The sequence below is a fragment of the Kitasatospora sp. NPDC051853 genome, from assembly GCF_044452665.1.
Taxonomy (GTDB): Bacteria; Actinomycetota; Actinomycetes; order Streptomycetales; family Streptomycetaceae; genus Kitasatospora.
Map to the genome: position 1 here is coordinate 309,759 of NZ_JBITBY010000005.1, position 23,267 is coordinate 333,025.

The window sequence follows — 23,267 nt, forward strand, 5'->3', positions numbered from 1 at the left end:
CGTCAGGCGGAGGCCACCAGGGCGTCGGCCGTCTCGGTGACCAGCTCCCGCCCCTCCACCGCCGCCAGCCAGTCGGCGGGCAGGGCGGCCGCGCCGTACAGCGCGCCGACCAGGTTGCCGCAGACCGCCCCGGTGGAGTCGCTGTCGCCGGAGTGGTTCACGGCGAGCAGCAGGGCGGAGCGGGCGTCGGAGGTGGTCAGGGCGCAGTAGACCGCGATGGCCAGGCACTCCTCGGCGATCCAGCCGAGCCCGACCCGTTCGACCGCCTCCGCCGAGGGCGGGCCCTCGGCGGCGATCCGCACGGCCCGGTCGAGGGCTTCCAGGGTCTCCGTCGCGTTCGGGTGACGCTCCAGCAGCTCCACGGCCACCGCGAGCGCCTCGGGCAACGGCAGGCCGGCCACCACCCGGTCGACCAGCGCCGCGAAGGCGCCCGCCGCGAGCTGCCCGGTGGGGTGGCCGTGCGTCAACTGGGCGCACTGGGCGGCCCGTTCGAACGCCGCCGACGGCCCGGCCCCGGTCAGGCCGAACGGGGCCGAGCGCATCACGGTGCCGCACCCCTTGGAGTGGCCGTTCACCGGCCCGACCTGGCCGGTGGGGACGGGCGGGAGGAACTCCGGGTGGTCCTCCAGTCCGCTGAGGCAGGCGTTGCCGGGGGCGCGGCGGGCGTAGAGGAAGGCGTGGGCCAGCAGCGGGGAGGCGGGCTTCGGGCCGGGGCCCTGCCGCTGCTGGGTCAGCAGCCAGTGCTGGTAGGAGCGGTGGAGGTCGGCCGGGGTACCGCCCGCCAGCAGGCCCTCGACCGTGAACAGGGTCATCTGGGTGTCGTCGGTGATGTCCCCCGACCGGTCCCCCGGGCGGCCCGCGGCCCGCAGGCCGGTCACGCCCGCCGGGCCGTGGTCGTCGCGGATCCGCTCCAGCCGGTGGAACTCCACCGGCCAGCCGAGTGCGTCGCCGAGGGCGCCGCCGAGCAGGGAACCGCGGACACGGTCGGCATGGGAAGGGGTGATGGTCATCCGCAGACGGTACGTGCTCCACCGGCCGGAACGGAAGCCCGGTCGGGGCCTGCCCCCGGCGGAGTACCGGTCGTGACCCGCCGTCAGCCGGCGGTGAGCACCTCGACGCCCAGGGCCGTCAGCTCCGCCACCACGGTGTGCCCCCGGTCGGCGTCGGTGATCACCCCGGTGACCTTCTCCCAGGGGAGGACCCGGTACGGGGAGGCCGTGCCGAGCTTCTCGGAGGAGGCGAGGACGTAGGTGTCGGCGGCCCGGCCGGCCAGGGCGCGCTTCATGGCGGCCTCGTCGGCGTCGGCGGTGGTCAGCCCGGCCCGGGGGTGGACGCCCGTGACGCCGAGCAGGCAGAGCTCGGCGGAGACGTTCTGGGCGGCCTCGACCGCGGCGGCGCCGCAGGTGACCGCGGAGTGCTTGAAGACCCGGCCCCCGAGCAGGAAGATCTCCGCGCCCGGGTGGTCGATCAGGGCCGTTGCGACCGTCGGGCTGTGGGTGATGACGGTGCAGGCGAGGCCCTTCGGGAGGGCGCGGGCGACGGCGAGGGCGGTGGTGCCGCCGTCGAGGATGACCGAGCCGCCGGGGCGGACCAGCGCGGCGGCCAGTGCCGCGACCTTCCGCTTGCCGTCGGGGGCGACGGCCTGCCGGGTGCCGTAGTCGGCCACGGCCGGGGAGACGGGCAGCGCCCCGCCGTAGACCCGCTGGCACCGCCCCTCCGCCGCGAGGTCGCGCAGGTCGCGGCGGACACTGTCCTCCGAGATGCCCAGCTCGGCGGCGACCTCCTTGGCCAGCACCTTGCCCGTGCGGGCGAGCAGCTCCAGCAGGTGGTCGCGCCGTTCGGCAGCCAGCATGTCCGTTCCCGTTCTTTCCCGTTCTTGCACGATTCTGCCTGTATGGTAGCCGCCATGACCGCACAGTCGCCGAGCACGGCCCCGCTCCCCGGTACGACCACCCCCGACCACCGGGGCCGCACCGGCCTCGACCTGGCCGGCCGCGACCTCGACCGCAACCCCGGCGTGCGGGTCCGCGAGGTCGAGCTCACCTCCCGGGGCTGGCACGTGCTGCGCCGCACCACCTTCGACTACCGCCGCCGGGACGGGCGGTGGGAGTCCCAGCAGCGCGAGACCTACGACCGGGGCAACGGTGCCGTCGTCCTGCCCTACGACACCGAGCGCGGCCGTGTGCTGCTGACCCGTCAGTTCCGCTACCCCGCCTACGTGAACGGCCACCCCGACGGGATGCTCGTCGAGGCGGCGGCCGGCCTGCTGGACGCGGACGACCCGGCCACCGCGATCCGCCGCGAGAGCGCCGAGGAGCTCGGCGTCGAACTCGGGCCGCTCACCCACGTGTTCGACTCCTACATGAGCCCGGGCTCGGTCACCGAACGCCTCCACTTCTTCGCCGCCCCCTACACCCCGGCCGACCGGACCGGCGAGGGCGGCGGCCTGGCGGAGGACGGCGAGGACATCGAGGTCCTCGAACTCCCCTTCACCGAGGCCCTGGCGATGACCCTGGACGGCCGGATCGACGACGCCAAGACCGTCATGCTGCTCCAGTGGGCGGCCCTGCACGGCCCGTTCAGGAACGGCTGATCGGCTTCAGGGCAAGGGCAGTTGGCCGTCCGGCGGGGTGCGCAGGACAGCGGCGGCGAGGTCGGTGAGGCGCTGGCCGCGGGAGCGGGCGGAGCTGCGGAGGAGTTCGAAGGCGGCCTCGGGGGTGGTGCCGAGGCGGTGGGCGAGGAAGCCCTTGGCCTGTTCTATGGCCACCCGGTTGGCCAGGGCGGTTCTCAACTGCTCGGCGGTGCGGGCCTGGTGGCGGGCGGACTGCTCGCGCAGCACGCCGATCGCGGTCACCTCGGCGAAGGCCCGCAGGACCCGCAACGGATCCGGGGCCAGGGCGGCCTCGGAGTCGGCGTAGAGGCCGATGCCGCCGAGCACCCGCTCGCGGTGGCGCAGCGGCAGGCCCACCGCGGCCCGGGCCCCGGACCGCCCGGCGGCGGCCGCGAACAGCGGCCAGTGCAGCGGGTCCTGGCCCTCCAGGAAGCGGGCCTCGCGGCCGCTGCGCAGGCAGGCCGCCACCGCCCCCTGCCCGCTCTCGGCCTCCACCCCGCCGAGCAGCCGGGCCCGGCCGTCGGTGGCGACGGCGCAGTGCAGCCGCCCGCCCGTGCCGGTCAGCACCACCGCGACCGAGGCCACCGAGAACAGGGCGGCGCCGCACTCGGCCAGCCGGCCGAGGTGGCCGACCGCGTCGAAGTCCTCGCCGAAGGTGTCGGCCAGTTCGACCATCGCCCGCAGCACCCGCTCGTCACATCCCGCCAAGGCGCACCTCCCGCTCCGCCGCCGATCGCCGACATCGGGTCCTGTCCTGCTGGTCGAACCGGTCCATCCGCCCACCTCCGGGTCCGGGGCACACCGCCGGCCTGACGGCCGGTCACCATCCCTACCAGCAGGCGGGTCGACATCCCATCGGATGATCCGGGTGGGCCGGGTGCGTTCACGGTGCCCGTCACCACCTCGGGCGGCTCCGGGGCTCGTGCGCACGCCTCCCGCGCCGCCGGTGCGCCGGTCGGATCTCGGACAGCGGCGGCCGGGCGGGGGCTCCGCACCGGAGCCGTGCGCTCCGCCAATCCGGCGACGCGCACCCGTGCGCCGGTGGGGCGGAGCGGCCGTACCCCGCCCGGGAGACCGCTCCCCCGTGGCACCGTTGCCGTCGGCAAATGCCAGGCCCCGGCCCCGTCCGCGCCCACCGGCACCAGGCCTGACGATCAGTCGCACACGATGTTCCGCGCCCCACCCGTCCGACCCGTGCTCCCGGCATGCGCCCGCTGAATCCGGCCAACCACGCCAGGACCACTGGCGAGCCGTGCACCGGCCGCCCCAGACTCTCGGTGGGCGGTTCACCCCCGGCCCGGACCGAGCTCCCGAGGCACTCCCTCGGACCGCGTCCCGGCCGCCGCTGGACCTCCGCCCCGCGCTCTCTCGCCGGCACCCGGACCCCGTGCCGTTCCACCCGGCCCAGCGCCCCTCCCCGCGCCCGGTCCGGTGCCGCCCTCCGTCCGCCAACGCGCCCTGGAGCGAAACGATGGACATGCGCTACGAGGCGTACTCCTACGCCGATCCGGTCTTCTACGACTCACCGGTCCAGTGGGCCTCCCGCGACGAGTTCCCCGCCACCGCCGAACCGGCGCCCAGCGGCTGGGTGCGCAGCCTGCGCGAGGTCTGGGTGGGCCACCGGCCCGCCGACCTGCCGATCCCCGAGCAGGGCTGGAAGGTGCACGTCTCCGCCCGCCCGGAGAACGCGCAGCGGATCCTGGACCTGGTGCGCCCGTACTGCCACGCGAACGGACTGGCCTTCAAGTTCCTGCGCAGCCCGGTCCTGGTGCAGACCCAGAACGCCAAGTACGCGGCCCGCGGCTCCAGCGGCAAGTTCATGACGCTCTACCCCGTGGACGACGGCCAGTTGGGCCGATGTCTGACCGAGCTGGACGAGGCGCTGGACGGCGCCCCCGGCCCGTACGTGCTCAGCGACCTGCGCTGGCGCAAGGGCCCGCTCTACCTGCGCTACGGGGCGTTCACCGAGCAGTTCTGCCGCAACGAGGAGGGCGAGCTGGTGCTCGCCCTGCGCGAGCCGTCCGGCCGGCTGCGGCCGGACGTCCGGCGGGCCGCCTTCGACCTGCCCGACTGGGCACCCGTCCCGGAGATCCTGCGCGAGACCGTCGCCGGAGCGGGCAGCGCCAGCATGGACGACTTCCCGTTCACGGTCGAGCGGGCGCTGCACTTCTCCAACGGCGGCGGCATCTACCTGGCCCGCCGCCGGGAGGGCGGCGACCGGGTGGTGCTCAAGGAGGGCCGCCCGTACGCCGGGCTGGACCAGCGCGGCGAGGACGCCGTCACCCGGCTCGCCCGGGAGCAGCAGGTGCTGGAGGCCCTGGCCGGGCTCGACTCGGTGCCCGCCGTGCTGGGCGACCTGACGGCCTGGGAGCACCGCTTCCTGGTGCAGGAGTACGTCGAGGGCGAGGGCCTGCACAAGTGGTTCGGGCAGCGCTACCCGCTGGTGCACCCCGGTGCGGACGGGGCGACCGTCGCCGCCTACCGGGACGAGGTGCTCGCGGTGCTCGGCGAGGTGGAGCGCGGGATGCGCGCCATCCACGGCCGCGGCATCGTCTTCGGCGACCTGCACCCGCGCAACCTGATCGTCCGCGACGACGGCTCGGTGGTCTTCGTCGACTTCGAACTCGCCTCCCCCGCCGAGGCGTTCGTCCGCCCCGCGCTCGGCGCGGCCGGTTTCGCACCCCCGGCGGGCCTGACCGGGTTCGCGATCGACGAGCACGCGCTGGCCGCGCTGCGCCTGTGGGCCTTCCTGCCGCTGCTGCCGCTCACCGTGCTGCACCCGGCGAAGGGCGCGGCGCTGGTCCGGGAGGCCGAGACCCGCTTCTCCCTGCCCGCCGGCTACCTGGCCACGGCCGCCACCGGCGATCCGGGCGGGGAGCAGCGGGAGCTCGAACTCGCCGCCGTGGAAGCCCTGTTCGACGGCGAGGCGGCGAGCTGGCCCCGGCTGCGCGACGGGCTGGTGGCCGCGGTCACCGCGAGCGCCACCCCCGAGCGGGAGGACCGGCTCTTCCCGGGCGATCCGGCCCAGTTCACCCACGACGGCCTCGGCCTCTCCTACGGCGCGGCCGGAGTGCTCTGGGCGCTGCACGCCGTCGGGGCCGCGCCCGTCCCGGAGCACGTGGAGTGGCTGCTCGACGCCGTCCGGCGGGAGCCCTGCCGCCCCGGGCTGTTCGTCGGCGCCCACGGCACCGCCTGGGCCCTGGAACGGCTCGGCCACCGGGACGCCGCACTCGACCTGATCACCCGTCTGGAGAAGGACGACCCCGAGGGCCGGGGCCCCGACCTCTCCTCCGGCGCGGCCGGGATCGGCCTGGCCCAGCTGCACTTCGCCCGGCTGACGGGTGACCGCGCGCTGTTCACCGCCGCCGCGCACAGCGCCGACCAGGCCGTCTCGGCGCTGCGGCTGGGCGCGGCCGCGCCGAAGGGCGCCCGCACCGGGCTGCTCCACGGGGCGAGCGGCACCGCGCTGCTGCTGCTGGGGCTCCACCAGGAGACCGGCCGGCCGCAACTGCTCGACCTGGCCCGCGCCGCGCTCGACCGGGACCTGGAGCACTGCGTCCTCGCCGAGGACGGCACGCTCCAAGTGGACGACGGCAGCCGGGTGCTGCCCTACCTGGAGGCCGGCAGCGCGGGCATCGCCGCCGTCGCCCAGGCCCTCCTGCGGCTCCGTCCCGACGACGGGCTGGCCGAACGGGTCGGCCTGGTCCGGGCGGCGGCCGAGCCCGAGTTCATCGTCCAGCCGAACCTCTTCAACGGCCGCGCCGGGCTGATCGCCCTGCTCGCCCAGGAGCGCTCCCCGGACGGACGGACCGACGAACTGATCGCCCGGCACGTCCGCCGCCTGGCCTGGCACGTGCTGCCGCACCACGGTCGACCCGCCTTCCCCGGTGAGCAGTTGCTCCGCCTGTCGATGGACCTGGCGACCGGCACCGCCGGTGTGCTCACCGCCCTGGCCTCGGTCTACGACGGCACCGCACCGATGCCGTTCTGGCCCTGAGGCCCCCTGCGGTCCTCTGAGGCCCGCCCCCGCACGGGCCTTCGGGCCCGGGACCCCGTCGCGGCCGGGTCATGCCGCCCCACGAGTTCCGGCGACCGCCGGAAAGCCCACGCTCCACCCAGTACCGAAGGAGACAGCCATGGCGATCCTCGACCTGCAGGCCCTGGAGACCCCCGAGGAGACCACCGAGTACCGCTCGGTCATCAGCTCCCTGTCCGTGGTGAACTGCACCAACAGCACCGTCAGCACCGTGCTCTGCCTCTGAGGCACCCCGCCGGCCGTGCGGTCCGCCGCACGGCCGGCTTCGGCGTTCCCGCCGTCCGTCGTCCGTCGTCCCCTTCTTCTCCCACCGCCCGCCTCGGTCCCACCGGAGCGCCCGTGCCGAGCCCGCGCACCTCCCGCCCTTCCCCCCTCCGCCCCGTCCTCCTGCTGGGCCGCCGCTGGACGGTCGCGCTGGGCCTGGCCGTGGCAGCCAGCACCGCCTGCACCCTGCTGCTGCCCGGCTTCCTGGCCCGCGCGGTCGACCGCACACTGGCCGGGGAGGGCACCGGAGCCGGAGCCCAACTGGTCTTCCTGGTCGCGGTGTTCGCCCTCGCCGAGTCCGGCGCGCAGTACGCCGCGCCGCGCGGGGCCGCCGCCGTGACGGCCGCGCTCCGCGCCTCGACGGTCCGCCACCTGGTGGCCACCGGCCCCGGAGCGGCCTCCCCCCGGACCGCCGCCCGTCCGGAGGCCGGGGACCTCGCGGCGCGGCTGACGGGCAGCGCCCCGCTGGCCGGGCTGGCCGGTGCCGCCGTGGTGTACACCGCCGCGCAGGTGGTGACCGCCGTCGGCGCGGTGGCGGGCCTGTGCCTGCTCGCCCCGTGGCCCGCCCTGGCCTTCCTGGTCGCCGCCCCCGCCGGCTGGTGGCTGGTGCGCCGTCAGGTCGGCCGCACCGCGCGTCACGGCGAGGCCTACCAGGTGGCGCAGGCCGCGATCACCACCCGCCTGGTGGAGGCCCTGCGGGGCGCACGGAACATCCGCGCCGCCGGGGCCGAGGGCCCCGAACTCGCCCGGGTCCTGGGCCCGTTGCCCGAACTCTCCCGCCACGGCCACGGCCTGTGGCGCAGCCAGCGCCAGACCGCCTGGAAGGTCGGACTGCTCGCCCCCGCCACCCACGTCGCGGTCCTCGCCGCCGCCGGGGCCGAGCTGGCGGCCGGCCGGCTGAGCCCGGGCGGCCTGGCCGCCGCGATGGCGTACGCGACCATCGGACTCGGCGGGTTCGGCGCCGCCCAGAGCCTGCTCGACCTGGCCCGGGCCCGCTCGGGCGCCGTCCGGATCGCCGAACTGTGCGCCGTACCGGCCCCCGTGGCGGGCACCCGGCTGCTCCCGGCCGGGGCCGGACGGCTGGAGTTCCACGACGTGGTGCTGCACCCCTCACTCCGCTCCCTCGACCTCACGGTGCCGGCCCGGAGTTGGGTGGCGGTGGTCGGCTCCGACGACGGGGCCACCTCGGCGGTGGCCGCACTCGCCGCCGGGCTCACCGCGCCCGACGCGGGCCGGGTCCGGCTCGACGGGGCCGACCTGCGCACCGTCCGGCCGGACCGGCTGCGCTCCGCCGTCGCCGTGGCCTTCCCCGACCCGGTCCTGTACGGAGCCACCGTCGCGGAGGCCCTCACCCTCGGCCACCCCTCCATCGGCGAACGGGAGTTGGCGCAGGCCGCGCGGTCCGCCGGGGCCGACGCCTTCCTCCGCCGCCTGCCGTCCGGCTACCGCACCCCGACCGCCGACGCACCGCTCTCCGGCGGCGAGCGCCAGCGGACCGGCCTGGCCCGGGCCCTCTGCCGCCCCTTCCGCCTCCTCGTCCTGGACGGCGCCACCGCGAGCCTGGACCGGGCCACCGAGGGAGCCGTCCTGGACTCGCTCACGCTGCACGCCACCGGACGGACCCGGCTCTGCGCGACCCGGAGCGCCACCGTCGCCGAACGGGCGGACCTGGTCGCCTGGTTGGAGGACGGCCGGGTCCGGGCGATGGCCCCGCACCGGGAGCTGTGGCGGTCCCCTTCCTACCGCGCGCTCTTCACCGCCGAACTCGCGCAGGAGGCCCCGGCACCCGCGCCGGAGGACGCGCCGCCGCCCCGGCCGGGCGGGGGCCCGGCGCCCGCAGAGGCGAAGCTTCCCGTCCCCGCGTCCGACGACGCCGCGCAGTCCGACCCGGATCCCCGGCCGAGCGGTGACCCCGCACCCACCGAGGAGGACGTCCCGGACCCCCCGTCCGACGACGCCGCGCGGCCCGGCCCGGAGGGCACCCCCGCACCCGAGCCGGACGACACCCCGGCAGCACGGACACCCGCCGCGCCGATCACCGTTCCAGGGGGCCGCCACCCGTGACCACCACCGCCGTCCCCAGCACCGCCACCGCCACCGCCGCCACCAGGCCCGCGATGGCCCTGCTCCGCACCGCCCTCACCGGCAGCGCCCGGGAGTTGGCCGCGCTGGCGGGCTGGACCGTGCTCTCCGCCGCCCCCGCCGCGCTCTCCGGCAAGGCCCTCGCCCTCGCCGTCGACGACGGCTTCCTCGCCCACCACCCCGGACGGGCGGCCGCCTGGCTCGGCCTGTTCGCCGCGGCCGCGCTGCTCTCCGCCTGGTCCACCCGCCGCGCCTACGGTCCGCTCGCCCGGACCGTCGAACCGGCCAGGGACCGTCTGCTGGCCACCGCCTCGGCCGGCCTGCTCCGCCGGGCCACCACCGCCCGCGGCCACAGCGAGGGCGCGGCGGCCGTGGCGGTGGCCCAGGTGACCCGCCAGGTGGAGGCGGTACGCGACAGCCTGGCGGGTCAACTCCTGCTCGTCTCCCACCTCCTGCTCACCGTGGCCGCCGTCCTGGTCGGCACCGCCGCACTCGCCCCCGCCGCCGTCCTGCCGGTCGCCCTGCCGCTGCTGCTGGCACTGGCGGCGTTCGCCGTCCTGACACCTCGGATGGCCCGGCGGCAGCGCGAACTCTTCGTCACCGAGGAGCAGTTGGCGGGCTCCACGCTGGACGCCACCACGGCCCTGCGCGACCTGGTCGCCTGCGGCGCCGAACAGCAGGCCGTCGAACGCGTCCTGGCCGACATCGCCGCCAACGAGGCCGCCGGGCGCGGCCTGGCCCGGCTCGCCGCCGTCCGCCACCTCCTGGTCGCCCTCGGGGTGCACGGCCCCCTCGCCCTCCTGGTGCTCACCGCCCCCGCACTGCTGCGCCACGGGCTGACCACCGGCGCACTGCTCGGCGCCCTGGCCTACCTGCTCGGCACCCTGGAGCCCGCCCTGCGCCTGCTGATGCAGGGCCTCGGCCCGTCCTGGCTCCGGATGTCCGTCGCCGCCGGCCGCCTGGCGGCCACCGCCTCCCCCGCCAACTCACCTACTCCACAGGTCACTTCATCCCCCATCCCCGACTCTCCGGCCCTCGAACTGCGCGGCGCCGCCTTCTCCTACGGGGTCTCCGCCGAGCCGGTCTTCACCGCCCTCGACCTGACGCTCCGCGACGGCGAGTCCCTCGCCGTGGTCGGCCCCTCCGGCATCGGCAAGTCCACCCTGGCCGCCGTCGCCGCCGGGATCCTGGCCCCGGACCGGGGCGAGGTACTGCTCTCCGGCCGGCCGGCCGGCATCCTCCCCCCGGAGGAGCAGGCCGCCCTCCGCACCCTGCTCCCCCAGGACCCCTACGTCTTCACCGGCACCCTGCGCGCCAACCTCTGCTGGCCCGGACCGGACCGCCCCACCACCGAACTCGCCGACGCCCTGCGCACCCTCGGCGCCGGACAGCTGACGAGCCGTCACGGCGGACTCGACGCCGAGGTCACGGCCGGCTCCCTCTCCCCCGGTGAGCGCCAACTCGTCGCCGTCACCCGGGCGTTCCTCAGCCCGGCCCGCCTGCTCGTCCTCGACGAGGCCACCAGCCACCTCGACGCCACCACCGCCCTCCGCGTCGAGACCGCCCTCCGCCGCCGCCCGGGCGCCCTCCTCACCGTCACCCACCATCCCTCCCAGGCCGCCCGCGCCGACCGCGTCCTCCACCTCGACGGCACCCGCCGCCACCGGATCACCGGAGGAGCCGTGCGGCCGACGGAGTGAACGCCGCGCCCCGGTGCGGGAGCCCACGACCGCTCCCCCACCTCAGCTGCTCTCCAACTCCTCGGCCCGCGCGAGGAGTCCGGCAGCGACGTCGTCCCAGTCCGGGCCGTTGCACCGGAGGTCGAACGCGGCCTCACGCATCAATTCCGGCTCGTCCGGCCGCTGGAGCAGCAGCAGCCGGTAGGAGAGGTTGCGGACCCACACCGGCAGCCGGCCGTCGACGTACTGCGGGCAGAGCTCCCGCAGCACGGCGAGGACGGTGTCCGCGCCGGCGAAGGTCAACTCCTCGACGGCTGCTGCCCCGAGACCGGGTTGACCATCGTCCCGCCCTGACTGCCGACGTCATCCCTGAGGCAAGCTCCGTGACAGCAGCGGTCGGGGCTGCCCCGGTGGCGCTACTGCTCGACGGCCCGGAGGATCCGCTCGGCCACCAGCTCGGGCTTGTCGGTCGGCAGCGCGTGGCCGGCGCCGGGCACGATCTCCACCCTGGCCGAGGGCACGAGCCTGCCGAGGCGATCGGCGACCTTGCGTGAGTCGTGCATGGCGCTGCGCGCGCCGAGCAGGAACAGCGAGGGAACGCGCAGGCGGCGCAGCTCCTCGTCGGAGAGGACCGGTGGCACCGGGAGTGCGCGGCGGAATCCCATCGACGCGCGCATCAGGCCCATCAGTTCGTGCTCCAGGATCGCGCTGTTGCCGACCAGGCGGGCGAGCCGGGGGCGGAGCGGGCGGGGTGCGGCGGCGGCGAGCCCGCCGGCGATCAGCCAGGCGTAGAACCGCGGGCCGAAATCGGCGAAGCCCGCGGGGTCCACCAGGACGAGGGACGCGGCCCGTCCGGGGCGGTGGATCTGGTGGTTGACCGCCAGCCAGCCGCCGTAGGAGCAGCCGACGAGCTGAGCGTCCGTCACCTCTAACGCTGCCAGGACTTCGTCCAGCCAGGTGGCGCCGTCCTGGCCGTCGCGGATCGGGCCGGTCTGCACGCTCGCACCCGGCTCGCCGACCGTGTCGACGGCGATGACCGGACGGTGCCGGGCCAGCGTGTCGATGTACCGGTGCCACATCAGCGCGTTCCCGCCCGATCCGGGCAGCAGCACGATCGGCTCGCCGCCCTGCGGTCCGGTCCGGTAGACGCGAGTGGTCCCGAACGTGGTCGGAAGGTCCAGTGCCGTCCGCGGCCCCGGCCACAGCTCGGCCAGGGTCTGCTCGTACGCGGTAAGGAACCGGGTTCGGGCCCGGTCGTTCCTGAACTCACCAATTCGCATGGTACATGTGCATCACGGCATGATACGGGTGTACCAGAGAGGTGGGATCATGGTCGACCACGAGGAGCGCCGACGGCAGATCGCCGAGGCGCTGTTGAGGATCGCCGACACGAAGGGCCTGCAGTCGGCCAGCATGCGGGCCGTCGCGGCCGAGGCCGGCGTCTCCCTACGGCTGGTGCAGTACTACTTCGAGACCAAGCAAGGGCTGCTGCTCGACGCGCTGACCAGGCTCGGTGCCCAACTCCAGGCCCGCATGGAGAAGTGGATCGGCGCGGCCGGGACCCCGCCCACCCCGCGCGCCATCGTGACCGCGCTCCTGTCGTGCATCCTGCCGACCGATCCGGAAAGCCGGCGGATCACCAGGACCTACGCCGCCTACTACACCCTGGTGCTCAACGACCCGGAGGTCCTGCAAGCGCACGGCGCTCGGCAACCGGAACAGCTGGAGGGCTTTCTCGCCAAGCAGATCCGCGCGGCCCAGCAGGCAGGGGAAATCGACCCCGGCAAGGACGCCGAGATCACCGCCGCCGGACTGCTGGCCATGGTCAACGGACTGGGCTCGAGCGTGCTGGGCGGCCAGCGGACGGGCGACGCCGCACTGGCGATCCTCGCCCACCACCTGGACGAACTCTTCCGGGCGCCTTGAGGGACGGTGCCGCTCGAGCCGCGGAAGGATCCACCAGCCGCGGCCCTTCGCCGTCATGCGGCGGCAGGGGGATGCCGTAGGCGACGTCAAGCCGGCTGATGATCTTCCGGAGTTCGCGGGCGCCCCGGGGTGACATCGCGTTCACCACCGTACCGAGGAGGGCGCGAGCCTCCCAGGGATTGCCGCAGCAGTACCAGTGCACGTTGCCCCACTCGTGGTCGTGCCACTGCTGCCGCTGGGAGCGGCGGACGTGGTCCCGCCACAGGCGCACGGCGACGGTGACATCCCCTGGTCGCAGGTAGTTCCGGGTGCGTTCGAGGTGGGCCACCTCGGTCAGAGCGTGAAGAACAAGCGGGCGGGTTCGGTCAGGGTGCGGTGCGCGCTCCGGAGCCCGCGCGGGTGTCGGCCACGGCCACCGCGGCACTCGCCTCCGGCCCCCTTCCCGTACGCCGGGCGGTGGCGACCGGACGGAGCGCCGCAATGTTGCGGCAACACGGGAACATTCCTCCGGAGCCCTCGGTTCGGCATCCACGTGACGCGCACCACCGTGCACGTCCGGCCGCTGACGCACCGTGAGACCGACCGAGAGGAGTGCTCCATGAGCACCTCGTCCACCTCCCGCCCCGCCGACGCCTCGGGCACCTTCGCCCTCGGCGGCGACCTTCCCGTCAACCGGCTCGGCTTCGGCGCGATGCGCCTCACCGGCCCCGGCGTCTGGGGCGACCCGGAGGCCCCGGCGGAGGCCGTGCGGGTGCTGCGCCGCGCGGTCGAACTGGGTGTCACCTTCATCGACACCGCCGACTCCTACGGCCCGTTCGTCAGCGAGAACCTGATCCGGCAGGCGCTGCGCCCGTACGCCGACGACCTGGTGATCGCCACCAAGGGCGGTCTGACCCGCACCGGCCCGAACGGCTGGCACCCGGTCGGCCGGCCCGAGTACCTGCGCCAGCAGGTGGAGTTGAGCCTGCGCCACCTCGGCGTGGAGCGGATCGACCTGTACCAGCTGCACCGGATCGACCCGCAGGTGCCGCTGGCCGACCAGCTCGGCGAGCTGGCGCAGCTCCAGCAGGAGGGCAAGATCCGCCACCTCGGCCTCTCCGAGGTCACCGTGGAGGAGCTGGAGGAGGCCCGCAAGCACGCCACCATCGTCTCCGTGCAGAACCGCTACAACCTGGTCGACCGCGCCTCCGAGCAGGTGCTCGACCACGCCACGGCGGAGGGCATCGCCTTCATCCCGTGGTTCCCCATCGCCACCGGTGAACTCGCCCGTCCCGGAAGCAAGTTGGACGCCATCGCGGGCCGCCTCGGCGCCACCCCGGCCCAGCTCGCGCTGGCCTGGCTGCTGCGCCGCTCGCCCGTCGTGCTGCCGATCCCCGGCACCTCCCGGGTGGCCCACCTGGAGGAGAACCTCGGCGGCGCCCTGGTCACCCTGGACGACGCGGACTTCGCCGAGCTCAGCGCCCTCGCCTGAGCCGCACCACCCTTGCAGAACCCCTTGCCGTTCCCCTTTGCCAAGGCCCACCGACCCACGAAGCAGGGAGCACACCCCATGAAGATCGGCATCATCGGCGCGGGCCACATCGGCGGCAACCTGACCCGCCGCCTCACCGCCCTCGGCCACGACGTCTCGGTGGCCAACTCCCGTGGCCCGGAGACCCTTTCCGAGCTGGCGGCCGAGACCGGCGCCACCCCCGTCCGGGCCGGCGAGGCGGCGGCCGGCGCGGAGCTGGTCGTGGTGACCATCCCGCTGAAGAACATCCCCGACCTGCCGGACGACCTGTTCGCCGGCGCGGCCGAGGGCTTCGTGGTGATCGACACCAACAACTACTACCCGCGCAACCGCGACGGCCGGATCGCCGGCATCGAGGACGAGGGCATCACCGAGAGCCGCTGGGTGGAGCGCCGGCTCGGCCACCCCGTGGTCAAGGCCTTCAACGGCACCTACGCCCAGGACATCCTCGACCGCCCCCTCCCCGCCGGCGACCCGGACCGGCTGGCCCTCCCGGTGGCCGGTGACGACCCGGCCGCCAAGCAGCTGGTCCGCGACCTCATCGACGCCCTCGGTTTCGACACCGTCGACTCCGGCACCATCGACGAGTCCTGGCGCCAGCAGCCCGACACCCCCGTCTACGGCCTCCGGGCCGGCGTCGAGGCCGTCACCAAGGCCCTCGCGGAGGCCTCCCCGGAGCGCCCGGCCGACTTCCGCGGCTGACCGACCCCCATCCCTGGCCGCGGCCCCGGCAGGCTACCCGTCGTAGACGGGCAGCCCGTCGGGGCCGCGGACCTCCAGGCGGATCCCGAACTCCTCCTGCAGCAAGGCCGCGTGGGCGGGCGTGGCCAGCAGGTAGTAGTCGTCGTCGCAGCCGCTCCCGTCCCCCGGGATCCGGTGGAAGACCCGCGGATCGCCGCCGCCCGGGACGAGGTCGACGATGCCCTCCTCGACGGCGCCCATGTCCAGGTAGTCGTCGGACTCCTGCTCGATCCGCCAGGACTTCGGCTCGCCGTCGACCTTGAACTCCAGGTCACGCGAGGAGCCGACCTCGCCGAGCAGCTCCACGTCCGTGACGGTGAGCACCCCGCCGCCCAGCCGGACGGCGTCCTCGATGATGTCGATGTACGCGCCCTCCGCGTAGTCGACGTCCTCCCCGTGCACTTGGAGCGCCACGTCACAGACCTCCAGCACCGCGGTCAGCTCCTCCGTCCGCCGCCGCTCCTCCGGCTCGCTCCAGCCCTCCGTGTACGCGATCCCCTCGTCCGCCTTCCGGCGGGTGATCATGCCCAGCTCGTGCAGCCGCACGGCCAGGCGCTGGTAGCTGTTCGTCCCCGTGTCCCCATGCATGCGCGGGAGTCTGACACACCGTCATGACAGCGGCCACAACGGCTTCGCGCCCACGCGTTCCCACCGGAGGCCGGTCAGGGCGAAGGCGACGAGCAGGCCGTGCGGGCAACACGCCCGGTCACGCAGCGCAACCCATGGCAACTGATTGTGTACATAGGATGGCCGGGAACGGTGCCCACCAGGGGCACCGGCCACAGGTGACGTCGCATCGCGCGCGCAGTGGACCTCGATGCGACGTCACCGGACCGAGGAGCAGCCAGAGCATGTCGAAGATCACGACGTCAGGGACCTGGACGGCCATCACCCCGGCTCCGCCGGGCGTCTCGGGGCTGAACACCAGCCACATCTCCTGGGGCACCCCGGCCGGGGGTGCGGGCGGCAAGAGCGGCTACTCGTTCTCCGGCGGCACGGTCGAGGCGGAGGCCGGCGGCCCGGAGGCGACGCTGGGCACCTTCACCCACCAGAACTTCCCGATCTTCGGCAACGGCGTCGACCGGTTCGACGTCGATCTCGTGGTGCACATCCGGTTCGAGGAGGACGACAAGGACCGCGACTTCAGCTTCAGGTTCCACCACTTCGAGACGCCCAACACCGGCCCCAGCCCGGACGACGAGGTCGACCTGCCCACGCGGGTCTCCCCGGAGAGCGTCGTGATCGACGGCGAGTCGTACGCCGCCGTGATCACCGGCTTCAAGCGCAACGGCGAGATCGTCAACAAGTTCCTCAGCCCCGAGAACGGCTCCAACAGCGCCGACATCGTCGCCTCGCTCTCACGCGTCGGCGTCCCGGACGTGGTGATCTCCGACGTCCACCACAAGGGCGGGGTCAAGTACACCCAGGCCGACGAGTACGTCGAGATCGTCAACCGCGGTACGGCACACGCGGACATCTCCGGCTGGCACCTCTACGCCGACGACCCCGGCCAGAGCTTCGTCTTCCCGCCCGGCACCACGCTCAAGGCCGGCCAGCGGATCCGCGTCTACACCAACGAGGTCCACACCGAATGGGGTGGCTACTCCTACGACAGCGGACGCGCCATCTGGAACGACAAGGGCGACACCGCACACCTCTCGGACGGCAACGACGAACTCGTCTCGGACTACAGCTACGGCATCGAAGCCGAGGACGACGAGGGCGAGGGCGAGGACGAAACCTACTGAACGGCCGTCGGACCGGACGGGTCCGCGACGCCCGCCCCCGGCACAGCGGCCCACCCGCGGTGACCCGTCTCGAGGAAGTTCGACGGTGAGGCGGGCGCGCGGTGAAAGCACCGCGCACCCGCCCCCGGGGTTCGGTCGATGGCGACGCCGAGCAGGCCGTTGGGGTAGCGGGCGCCACCGGCGGCGAGCCGCCGGTCGTCACATCGGCACGTCCGCGCCGAAGCCCCGATCGGGATGGATGAGGGACATGTTCAGCTCGCGCGCCACTACCTGACGGACCTTCTCCTCCGTCTCGGTCCGCCACATCCGCTCCAGCGCGTCCGTGCGCCGCTGCGCCCCCGCGTCGATGACGGACACCAACTCGACCGCCTCACTGCGCACCCCAGGGTCCGGGTGCGTCAGCAGGCCGTAGTAGAAGGGCCGTTCCTGCAGCAGTACGGCCTGGATCCGTTCCAGCATGCCCTCGTTGCCCGCCTCGACCTCGGCACTGAACGGTTGCGAGCACGCGATCTCGGTGAGCAGTTCGACCGAGGTCGCGACCACGTGGCCGTCCGGTGAGCGGCAGAGGCGGTTGAGGAAGGGGACGACGTACTCCGTGGTCCAGAAGTACCCGCCGGAGTGGTCATGGATGAGAACTCCCCGCAGGTCCGCGCCGACGGACCACGCCTCGTCCGGCCCGGCACTCTCCAGGCGCCTGAGCAGTCCGGGGACGGCCGACCGGACGCGCAGCCCCCACGTGTCGCTCACACGCACCCACTGCACGTCGTCCAACCCGTCCAACAGCGATGTCATGCGCAGAGGTTAGGGCCCGCCCCGCCCCACCGTCACCCGCTTTCCCGGCCACCACCCGGGCCGCCAGCCGGCCTACAGCGCGAGTCGGTACTCGTGGGCCGTGTGGGTGGGGAGGTAGCCGAGCGAGTCGTTGATGCGGCGCATGAAGGGGTTGTCGTCCGCGGTGTCGGTCAACAGGCCGGCCAGGTCCGGGTACTGCCGGCGGGCGTGGTGGATGGAGGCCAGCTTCATCCAGCGGGCCAGGCCGTGGCCGCGGTGCCCGGGCAGGACACCGGTGCCGTAGTGCTGCCCGTCGCCCGTGCCGTCGCCGGGGACGACCAGTTCGGTGAAGCCGGCGATCGAACCGTCCGACGCGTCGACGGCGACGACGGTGTGCAGCCGGTCCCCCCGCCGCTCGACGGCCGTCACGGCGGTGCGGACCCGGTCGAGGTCCCAGACCATGGTGCCGGAGTCCGCGCCGCCGGTCGGGGTGTCGTCCATGGCGCGGCGGGAGGCCACGAAGGTGGCCGCGAGGGAGTCGGGCACCAGGCCCTCCCAGGAGGTCAACCGGTAGCCGGGGTGCGGCTGTTCGATCCCGGCCACCACCTCCCCGAGGTCGACCTCGCCGAGCGGCAGCCTGGTGTGAACGTAGGTCTGCACGACCTCGAACCCCCGGGCCGGCAGGAACAGCGCCGCCGGGGAGTCCGCCCCGGCCCAGGTGGCGAGGCTCCGCCGGCCGTCCTCGCGTGCGGCGGCCACCGCCGCCTCCAGCAGGAGCGATCCCACGCCCCGCCGCCGTTCGCCGGGGTGCACCTGGACGTCCAGCTCCGCCGCGTGGTCCTGCCCGGGCCCGGTGAACATCCGCAGCGCGGCGGATCCGACCGGATGCCCTTCCTCCGCGACGGCCAGCCAGACCAGTCGGTAGCCGGAGGCGCTCGGCTGGGGGTCGGTCAACGCGGTGATGCGAACGCTCAAGTCGGACTCCGGGGCTGCACGGTGGGACGGCACGGTGGAACGGCACGAGGCCGGACGGCGTCCGGCCCCCCGGGAGGGTACGGGGCCGGAGCCGCCGCCGACAGCGAATTGCGGTCGCGCCCCGGCGGGCCGGGGGCGGTGGTCGCCCGCACCCCGGCCCGCCGGACGGATCAGCTCGTCGAGACGCCGCGCCGCACCAGGCCGGTGACGACGTCGACCACGAGGAAGGCGGCCAGCGTCACGCCGAGGACCGGCAGGGCCCAGCCCAGCGCGACCGTGAGCGGGATGCCGAGCACCAGGGCGGTGACCGGGAGGCGCCGCCAGACGCCGCGGGCGGGCGCCTTGCCGAAGCGGGCTGCACGGTCGGCGCGGGTGGGGCGGCGCTGCCACCACATCCGGTAGCCGAGGACGGTGAGGACGGTCAGTCCGATGGCGAGGGCGGCGAGCACCAGCTGGTTGGCCAGGCCGAAGAGCCGTCCCATGTGGCCCTGCACACCGAGCTTGGTGAGCTTGGACAGCACCGGGTACTCCGACCAGTTGGTCCGGGCGGTGACGGTGCCGGCACCGGCGCCCTTCGAGAGGTCGACGGCGACCTTGTCGTAGCGGACCGGCCAGGTGTTGTCGTTCTGCGCCACCGTCCAGGCCTTGCCCGCCTTCGCGGGCGGCGTCACCGTCACGGTGCCGTCGAGCCCGGCGGCGCGAGCCGTCACCAGGGCCGCCTCGAAGGCGGCCGGGTCCGGCTCGGCCGGGGCCTGGGCCGTGGCCGCGCCGCCGCCGTGCTCGGCGTGCTCGCCGGCCGGGGCGTCCGCGGCGGGCGGCAGGGCGCCGGGCAGGGTGGTGTTCAGCTTGGGGGTGCGGGCCTTCGCCACGTCCAGCAGCTGGCCGAAGCGGTCGCCCGCGTACTGCGACCAGGTCATGCCGGTGGCGGAGAGGAAGAGCAGCCCGAGCGCCAGCCAGACACCGGTGACGGCGTGCCAACTCCGCGTCCGGCGCACGCCCTTCGCGGCACGGTCCGGCAGCAGGACGCCGCGCGCGCTCGCCGCGCGCTGTCCCCGGGCCCGGCCCAGCCAGAGCGCGAGGCCGCCGAGGACGACCACCCAGAGCCAGGTGGCGGCGGTCTCCGAGTAGAGACGGCCGAAGTCACCGAGGTGCAGGTTGCGGTGCAGGTCGTCCAGCCAGGTGCTGAGCGGGGTCGACCCGAACCAGGTGACCAGGTCGCCCTTCACCTGGGCGGTGTACGGGTCGACGTACACGGTGAGCTGCTTCTCGCCGAGCTCGGGGAGGGAGAGGACCACCTGGGTGGTGTCCTCCGGTCCCGCCGGGGTGATCACCGAGGCGAGCTCGCCCTCGGGGTAGGCCTGGCGGGCGGCGGCTATCTGCTCGGCGAGCGGCCGGACGGCGCCGCCGGGCTCGTCGACCGTCAGCCAGGTCTCGTAGACCAGGCGGTCGAGTTGCGGGGTGAAGGTGTAGAGCAGTCCGGTCACGGCCGCGACGAGCAGGAACGGCGCGATGAGGATGCCGGCGTAGAAGTGCAGCCGGGCGAGGAGCGGTCTGACCTCGCGCCAGGAACGCGCGGGTACGGCGGCCTCCGCCTCCGGGGTGGAGGCGTCGGTCGGCTGCTGTTCGGTTGTCGAAGACATGGTGATGTGTCCCCTGGGGTCGCGCGCCCGGTCGTGCGGGCGCGGGGCAGGCGTCGGTTGTGGTCGCTCGGGCCGCGCGCGGAATCGCCTACGGGCGCTCCCGGGCGGGCGGCCGGGCCCGACGCCCGAGGGGACGTCAGGCCCGGGCGGGCGGCGGCCCCCGACGCGACAGGGACCGGGCGAGCAGGACACCGATCGCCGGCAGGCCCGGCTCGGCGAAGACCGGCCGGGGCGGGGTGGGAAGTGCGGGGACGGTGAACAGTGCGGCGAGCAGCGGAAGCCGGGGCGCGGGCAGCAGGGCGGCCAGCCGGCGCAGCAGCCGGCTGCCGTGGATCAGGGTGACGGCGCTGGTGACGGTGGCCACCGCGTGCCAGGCGGCCATCGAGCCGTGCATGCCGTGGGTGTCGTGCATGCCGTGGACGGCGGTGGCCGTACCGGCCATGTCCATCCCCGGCATCCCGGTCATGTCGCCCATCCCACTCATCCCCGCCATACCGGCCATGCCGGTGTCGTGGCCGGGGCCGGGGCCGCCGGACGGCATCGGGGCGAGACGGTGGAAGGACTCGTGCAGGAGGAGCTGAAGGAGTGCCAGGACCGCGACCGCCGCCTCGAAGCGGTGGCGCAGGCGGCTGCCGGAGATCACGGCGCCGGGCAGGGCCAGGACCGCGAGCATCAGCGACAGGACGCCGAGGCCCGGCAGCGCGCCCCCCGCCGCGGCATGGGCAGCCGCGGCCGGAAGCAGGCAGGCCAGGGCGCCGAGCAGGCTCCAGCCGGCCCGTTCCCCCCAACCGACCGGTCCGCGCACGCGCTCAACGTACAGGCTCGGCCACCAGCACCCGCGCCCTTCGGCCGGACCGTCCGTCAGGTTCCGGACAGCGCGAGAATCGCCAGGTGTACGGAGCAGTGCGGCAGTTGGGCAGTGCCCGGGACCGAGGGGGAGCACTCGGAGACGTACAGTGTCGTCCGTCACAGCGGCCGTCGCAGCCCTGGAGTGGACGCCGTGCAGGCTCCCGTGTCGTGCGCCGTCCGTAGGCTCTCGCCGTGCAGACGACTCTGATGATCCACGACGGCACGGCACCGGCCGACTCCGACGTCCCCCGCACCGGGGGCGTGCCGCTGGTCCCTGCGGGATTCACCTGGCCCGTGTGCGGCTCCTGCTGCGGGGAGCCGCTGCAGTTCTTCGCCCACCTCCCCGTCCGGGACGGCGTCCTGTCGGTGTTCGTGTGCCAGAACGACCCCGGCGCGTGTGAGTTCTGGGACGCGACCTCCGGCGCGAACCGGGTCCACCTGTTCCCCCGGGAGGAGCTGCGGCCGGCGGCCGTGCCCGGCACGGGAGTGACGCTGCTGCCCGTCACCTCGGCCATCCGCACCCACGTCGTGACGCTCGACCCCGAGGAGGAGGACGGTGACGACGGAACCACGCCCGACGCGTACGACCTCGCCCGCTCGGGATGGAAGCGGGAACCCGGAGAACGGTTCGGCAAGCAACGCGAAGTGCTCGGGTCACTCGGAGGCAGCCCCTCCTACCTCGACGACGACCGACTGCCCAGCTGCCCCTCCTGCACCGGCACAATGGAATTCGCGGCGCACCTGGAGGAAGGGATCTCCGTACGGACCGCGATGAACCTCGGCGGCCAGCTGGGCTACGTCTTCGTCTGCCGTGCCTGCCGCGAAGGCGCCTTCCTCACGGACTGAGCACACCACGCGGCAGCCGACACCCCGTCAGCCGCCGCTACGGGATGGCGTGCGGTGAGGCGCGATGTGCTCTGCCCACTCATCGTGGAGCAGCCCGAAAACCACGCTGTCGTACCACTGCTCACCCACCCGCACGCTTGCGCGTCGCCGCCCCTCTTCGACGAAGCCGGCCTTGCGGAAGGCCCGGATGGCGCGCTCGTTGCCGCTCCACGTGTCCAACTCGACCCGCCGCAGCCGGCACGCCCCGAACAGGTGCCCCAGCATCAGCCGCAGTGCCTCGGAGCCGTATCCACCACCCCAGCGGTCACGCTCGCCGATGAGGATCCCCACGGTCGCCCGCCCCGCGAACGGGTCGAGGTCACGGTAGCTGACACTGCCGATCGGACGCCCTTCGGCCAGGTCCTCCACCGTGAACATGGCCTCCACACGCGGGTCCTGACGGAGCCTGCCGTCATGGAAACGTTCCAGGGACTCCCGCGTGATCGGCCCGAAGTGCGGGTCACCGCCGGTGGCCCAGTACACCACCTCCGGATCGTTGCGCCACCGCACATGGGCGTCCACGTCCTCGGCGCGCAGCGCCCGCAGTCGTACCAACTCGCCTTCGATCATGCGGTGATCATAAAGATCCGGAGGACCGTCACGAGCGATCCGCTCGGGAGATCGAGAGCGGGCAGTCAGGGACCGAGTGCGGGGCCCGCGTTCGTTCGGCACTGCCGCACAGCCCGGGTTGTTCTCAATGACGAGCCACCCAGACCTTTCTGATGGGAACTCACATCATCGTGCTGACCAGCACGTTGGGCTTGCGCAATCCGTGATCATCTTGCGTCGCAGCGGACTACGATGATGATCGTCCGCACCATCCACCGCTCAACGGAGGGCAATTCCATGGGTATATCCGACAGTTCGCAGGTGGACCTCGAGCAGCTGCTGGTCACTGCGGCGGACCTGGCCGGCGCCGGCCTGGAGGACTTCACGCAACTGGAGTCGCCCTCCTCCGACGAGGACCCGCCGCCGATGACCGCTTCGACCCCGGAGCTGACGGCACTGCTGAACCGGGCGTTCAGCGACAAGGCCGCGCGGGAGGTCAGGACCTCGTTCATCAACGCGGACTCCTCGATCGTCGTCGACGAGGGGGTCTCGGAGCGGGCAGCGGGAGCCGCCGTGTCCTGGATGGCCGACATGCGGCGGGTGTACTCGGAGTGCGCCGCCTGGACGATGAGCATCGGCGACCAGGAGATCACCGTCGAGGTGGTGGACCCTGCCGCTGATTCGAGCGAGCCGCTCAAGGTGGAGCAGCGGTTCGGCGACGAGGCACTGATGCGCACCATGCTCGCCGGCCCCGTCGGGCAGCAGGGCCGGATCACCACGCTGCTGGTGCGCGACGGCGACCGGGCGCTGGAGCTGACGTTCCGCAGCATGGCGGCGGAGCCCGGCAGCCCGGAGGCCGAGCGGCTCGCCGGTGCGATGGCGAAGTTCCTGGAGCTGGCTCCGGTGAAGTTCCTGGGCCTGCCGCTCGGCCAGGTGTACTGACCACGGAGGTTGGCGACGGGGTTCACGGTCGTCCACGGGGCCGGGGAACGCGCAGGCGG

Annotated in this window: 22 protein-coding genes; 11 read left to right on the forward strand and 11 right to left on the reverse strand. The window is 74.1% G+C overall.

The features are described 5' to 3' along the window. Positions 1-2 precede the first annotated feature (2 nt). Both ACIA8O_RS16765 and ACIA8O_RS16770 read right to left on the reverse strand, forming a co-directional pair. On the reverse strand, positions 3-1,010 hold the full coding sequence (locus tag ACIA8O_RS16765; RefSeq protein ID WP_396294571.1) for an ADP-ribosylglycohydrolase family protein: 1,008 nt from the start codon (positions 1,008-1,010) through the stop codon (positions 3-5). 83 nt (positions 1,011-1,093) lie between these two features. Further along, a complete protein-coding gene (locus ACIA8O_RS16770) occupies positions 1,094-1,852 on the reverse strand; it encodes a DeoR/GlpR family DNA-binding transcription regulator (RefSeq protein ID WP_396294572.1) in 759 nt (252 codons plus the stop codon). 54 nt (positions 1,853-1,906) lie between these two features. Between ACIA8O_RS16770 and ACIA8O_RS16775 the strand changes: the two genes are divergently transcribed. Beyond that, positions 1,907-2,593, forward strand: coding sequence for an NUDIX domain-containing protein (locus ACIA8O_RS16775; RefSeq protein ID WP_396294573.1), 687 nt, complete (start codon positions 1,907-1,909; stop codon positions 2,591-2,593). 6 nt (positions 2,594-2,599) lie between these two features. Here the strand turns inward: ACIA8O_RS16775 and ACIA8O_RS16780 are convergent, their stop codons facing one another. Next, positions 2,600-3,319: an ANTAR domain-containing protein gene (locus ACIA8O_RS16780; protein WP_396294574.1), complete on the reverse strand. Its 720-nt coding sequence runs from the start codon at positions 3,317-3,319 to the stop codon at positions 2,600-2,602. 763 nt (positions 3,320-4,082) lie between these two features. Here ACIA8O_RS16780 and lanKC point away from each other — a divergent pair. From lanKC to ACIA8O_RS16800, 4 genes are all read left to right on the forward strand, one after another. After that, positions 4,083-6,608, forward strand: coding sequence for a class III lanthionine synthetase LanKC (gene lanKC, locus ACIA8O_RS16785; RefSeq protein WP_396294576.1), 2,526 nt, complete (start codon positions 4,083-4,085; stop codon positions 6,606-6,608). A 139-nt stretch (positions 6,609-6,747) separates the two neighbouring features. Beyond that, on the forward strand, positions 6,748-6,873 hold the full coding sequence (locus ACIA8O_RS16790) for a SapB/AmfS family lanthipeptide (protein ID WP_396294577.1): 126 nt from the start codon (positions 6,748-6,750) through the stop codon (positions 6,871-6,873). 113 nt (positions 6,874-6,986) lie between these two features. Then, positions 6,987-8,975: an ATP-binding cassette domain-containing protein gene (locus ACIA8O_RS16795; RefSeq protein ID WP_396294578.1), complete on the forward strand. Its 1,989-nt coding sequence runs from the start codon at positions 6,987-6,989 to the stop codon at positions 8,973-8,975. Next, positions 8,972-10,693, forward strand: coding sequence for an ATP-binding cassette domain-containing protein (locus tag ACIA8O_RS16800; protein WP_396294579.1), 1,722 nt, complete (start codon positions 8,972-8,974; stop codon positions 10,691-10,693). The genes ACIA8O_RS16795 and ACIA8O_RS16800 overlap by 4 nt, the downstream gene beginning before the upstream one ends. 42 nt (positions 10,694-10,735) lie before the next feature. Here the strand turns inward: ACIA8O_RS16800 and ACIA8O_RS16805 are convergent, their stop codons facing one another. Together ACIA8O_RS16805 and ACIA8O_RS16810 are read right to left on the reverse strand one after the other, a co-directional pair. Beyond that, positions 10,736-10,975 carry a hypothetical protein gene (locus ACIA8O_RS16805; RefSeq protein ID WP_396294580.1) on the reverse strand — a complete coding sequence of 80 codons (240 nt, stop codon included), beginning with the start codon at positions 10,973-10,975 and terminating at the stop codon, positions 10,736-10,738. A gap of 113 nt (positions 10,976-11,088) precedes the next feature. Next, the gene (locus tag ACIA8O_RS16810; RefSeq protein WP_396294581.1) at positions 11,089-11,952 is read right to left on the reverse strand and encodes an alpha/beta fold hydrolase; all 864 of its coding nucleotides are present in this window, start codon (positions 11,950-11,952) and stop codon (positions 11,089-11,091) included. Positions 11,953-11,998: 46 nt separating this feature from the next. Between ACIA8O_RS16810 and ACIA8O_RS16815 the strand changes: the two genes are divergently transcribed. The 3 genes from ACIA8O_RS16815 to ACIA8O_RS16825 all read left to right on the forward strand — a co-directional run bounded on the left by ACIA8O_RS16815 (position 11,999) and on the right by ACIA8O_RS16825 (position 14,810). Then, positions 11,999-12,598, forward strand: coding sequence for a TetR/AcrR family transcriptional regulator (locus ACIA8O_RS16815; RefSeq protein ID WP_396294825.1), 600 nt, complete (start codon positions 11,999-12,001; stop codon positions 12,596-12,598). A 598-nt stretch (positions 12,599-13,196) separates the two neighbouring features. Then, positions 13,197-14,069: an aldo/keto reductase gene (locus tag ACIA8O_RS16820; RefSeq protein WP_396294582.1), complete on the forward strand. Its 873-nt coding sequence runs from the start codon at positions 13,197-13,199 to the stop codon at positions 14,067-14,069. A gap of 24 nt (positions 14,070-14,093) precedes the next feature. Then, positions 14,094-14,810, forward strand: coding sequence for an NADPH-dependent F420 reductase (locus tag ACIA8O_RS16825; protein WP_396294584.1), 717 nt, complete (start codon positions 14,094-14,096; stop codon positions 14,808-14,810). A 33-nt stretch (positions 14,811-14,843) separates the two neighbouring features. Here ACIA8O_RS16825 and ACIA8O_RS16830 read toward each other — a convergent pair whose 3' ends face one another. Further along, positions 14,844-15,437: a hypothetical protein gene (locus ACIA8O_RS16830; RefSeq protein WP_396294585.1), complete on the reverse strand. Its 594-nt coding sequence runs from the start codon at positions 15,435-15,437 to the stop codon at positions 14,844-14,846. 263 nt (positions 15,438-15,700) lie between these two features. On the opposite strand from ACIA8O_RS16830, the gene ACIA8O_RS16835 reads away from it, so the two are divergent. Beyond that, positions 15,701-16,597 carry a choice-of-anchor K domain-containing protein gene (locus tag ACIA8O_RS16835; RefSeq protein ID WP_396294586.1) on the forward strand — a complete coding sequence of 299 codons (897 nt, stop codon included), beginning with the start codon at positions 15,701-15,703 and terminating at the stop codon, positions 16,595-16,597. A 198-nt stretch (positions 16,598-16,795) separates the two neighbouring features. Here the strand turns inward: ACIA8O_RS16835 and ACIA8O_RS16840 are convergent, their stop codons facing one another. The 4 genes from ACIA8O_RS16840 to ACIA8O_RS16855 form a co-directional block, all read right to left on the reverse strand. After that, positions 16,796-17,389 (reverse strand): HEAT repeat domain-containing protein, encoded by a 594-nt coding sequence (locus tag ACIA8O_RS16840; protein WP_396294587.1) that lies wholly within the window; start codon positions 17,387-17,389, stop codon positions 16,796-16,798. 72 nt (positions 17,390-17,461) lie between these two features. Next, a complete protein-coding gene (locus ACIA8O_RS16845) occupies positions 17,462-18,343 on the reverse strand; it encodes a GNAT family N-acetyltransferase (protein ID WP_396294588.1) in 882 nt (293 codons plus the stop codon). A 170-nt stretch (positions 18,344-18,513) separates the two neighbouring features. Further along, a complete protein-coding gene (locus ACIA8O_RS16850; RefSeq protein ID WP_396294589.1) occupies positions 18,514-19,983 on the reverse strand; it encodes a PepSY-associated TM helix domain-containing protein in 1,470 nt (489 codons plus the stop codon). A gap of 136 nt (positions 19,984-20,119) precedes the next feature. After that, on the reverse strand, positions 20,120-20,788 hold the full coding sequence (locus ACIA8O_RS16855; RefSeq protein WP_396294590.1) for a hypothetical protein: 669 nt from the start codon (positions 20,786-20,788) through the stop codon (positions 20,120-20,122). Between the two features lie 236 nt (positions 20,789-21,024). Here ACIA8O_RS16855 and ACIA8O_RS16860 point away from each other — a divergent pair, with 236 nt between their 5' ends. Next, positions 21,025-21,678, forward strand: a complete 654-nt coding sequence (locus ACIA8O_RS16860) for a hypothetical protein (protein ID WP_396294591.1) — start codon at positions 21,025-21,027, stop codon at positions 21,676-21,678. Between the two features lie 27 nt (positions 21,679-21,705). On the opposite strand, the gene ACIA8O_RS16865 is transcribed toward ACIA8O_RS16860, so the two are convergent. After that, complete coding sequence (locus ACIA8O_RS16865; RefSeq protein WP_396294592.1) at positions 21,706-22,287, reverse strand: GNAT family N-acetyltransferase; 582 nt, start codon at positions 22,285-22,287, stop codon at positions 21,706-21,708. Between the two features lie 300 nt (positions 22,288-22,587). On the opposite strand from ACIA8O_RS16865, the gene ACIA8O_RS16870 reads away from it, so the two are divergent. Further along, positions 22,588-23,208 carry a hypothetical protein gene (locus tag ACIA8O_RS16870; protein ID WP_396294593.1) on the forward strand — a complete coding sequence of 207 codons (621 nt, stop codon included), beginning with the start codon at positions 22,588-22,590 and terminating at the stop codon, positions 23,206-23,208. The last annotated feature ends 59 nt before the right edge of the window (positions 23,209-23,267 follow it).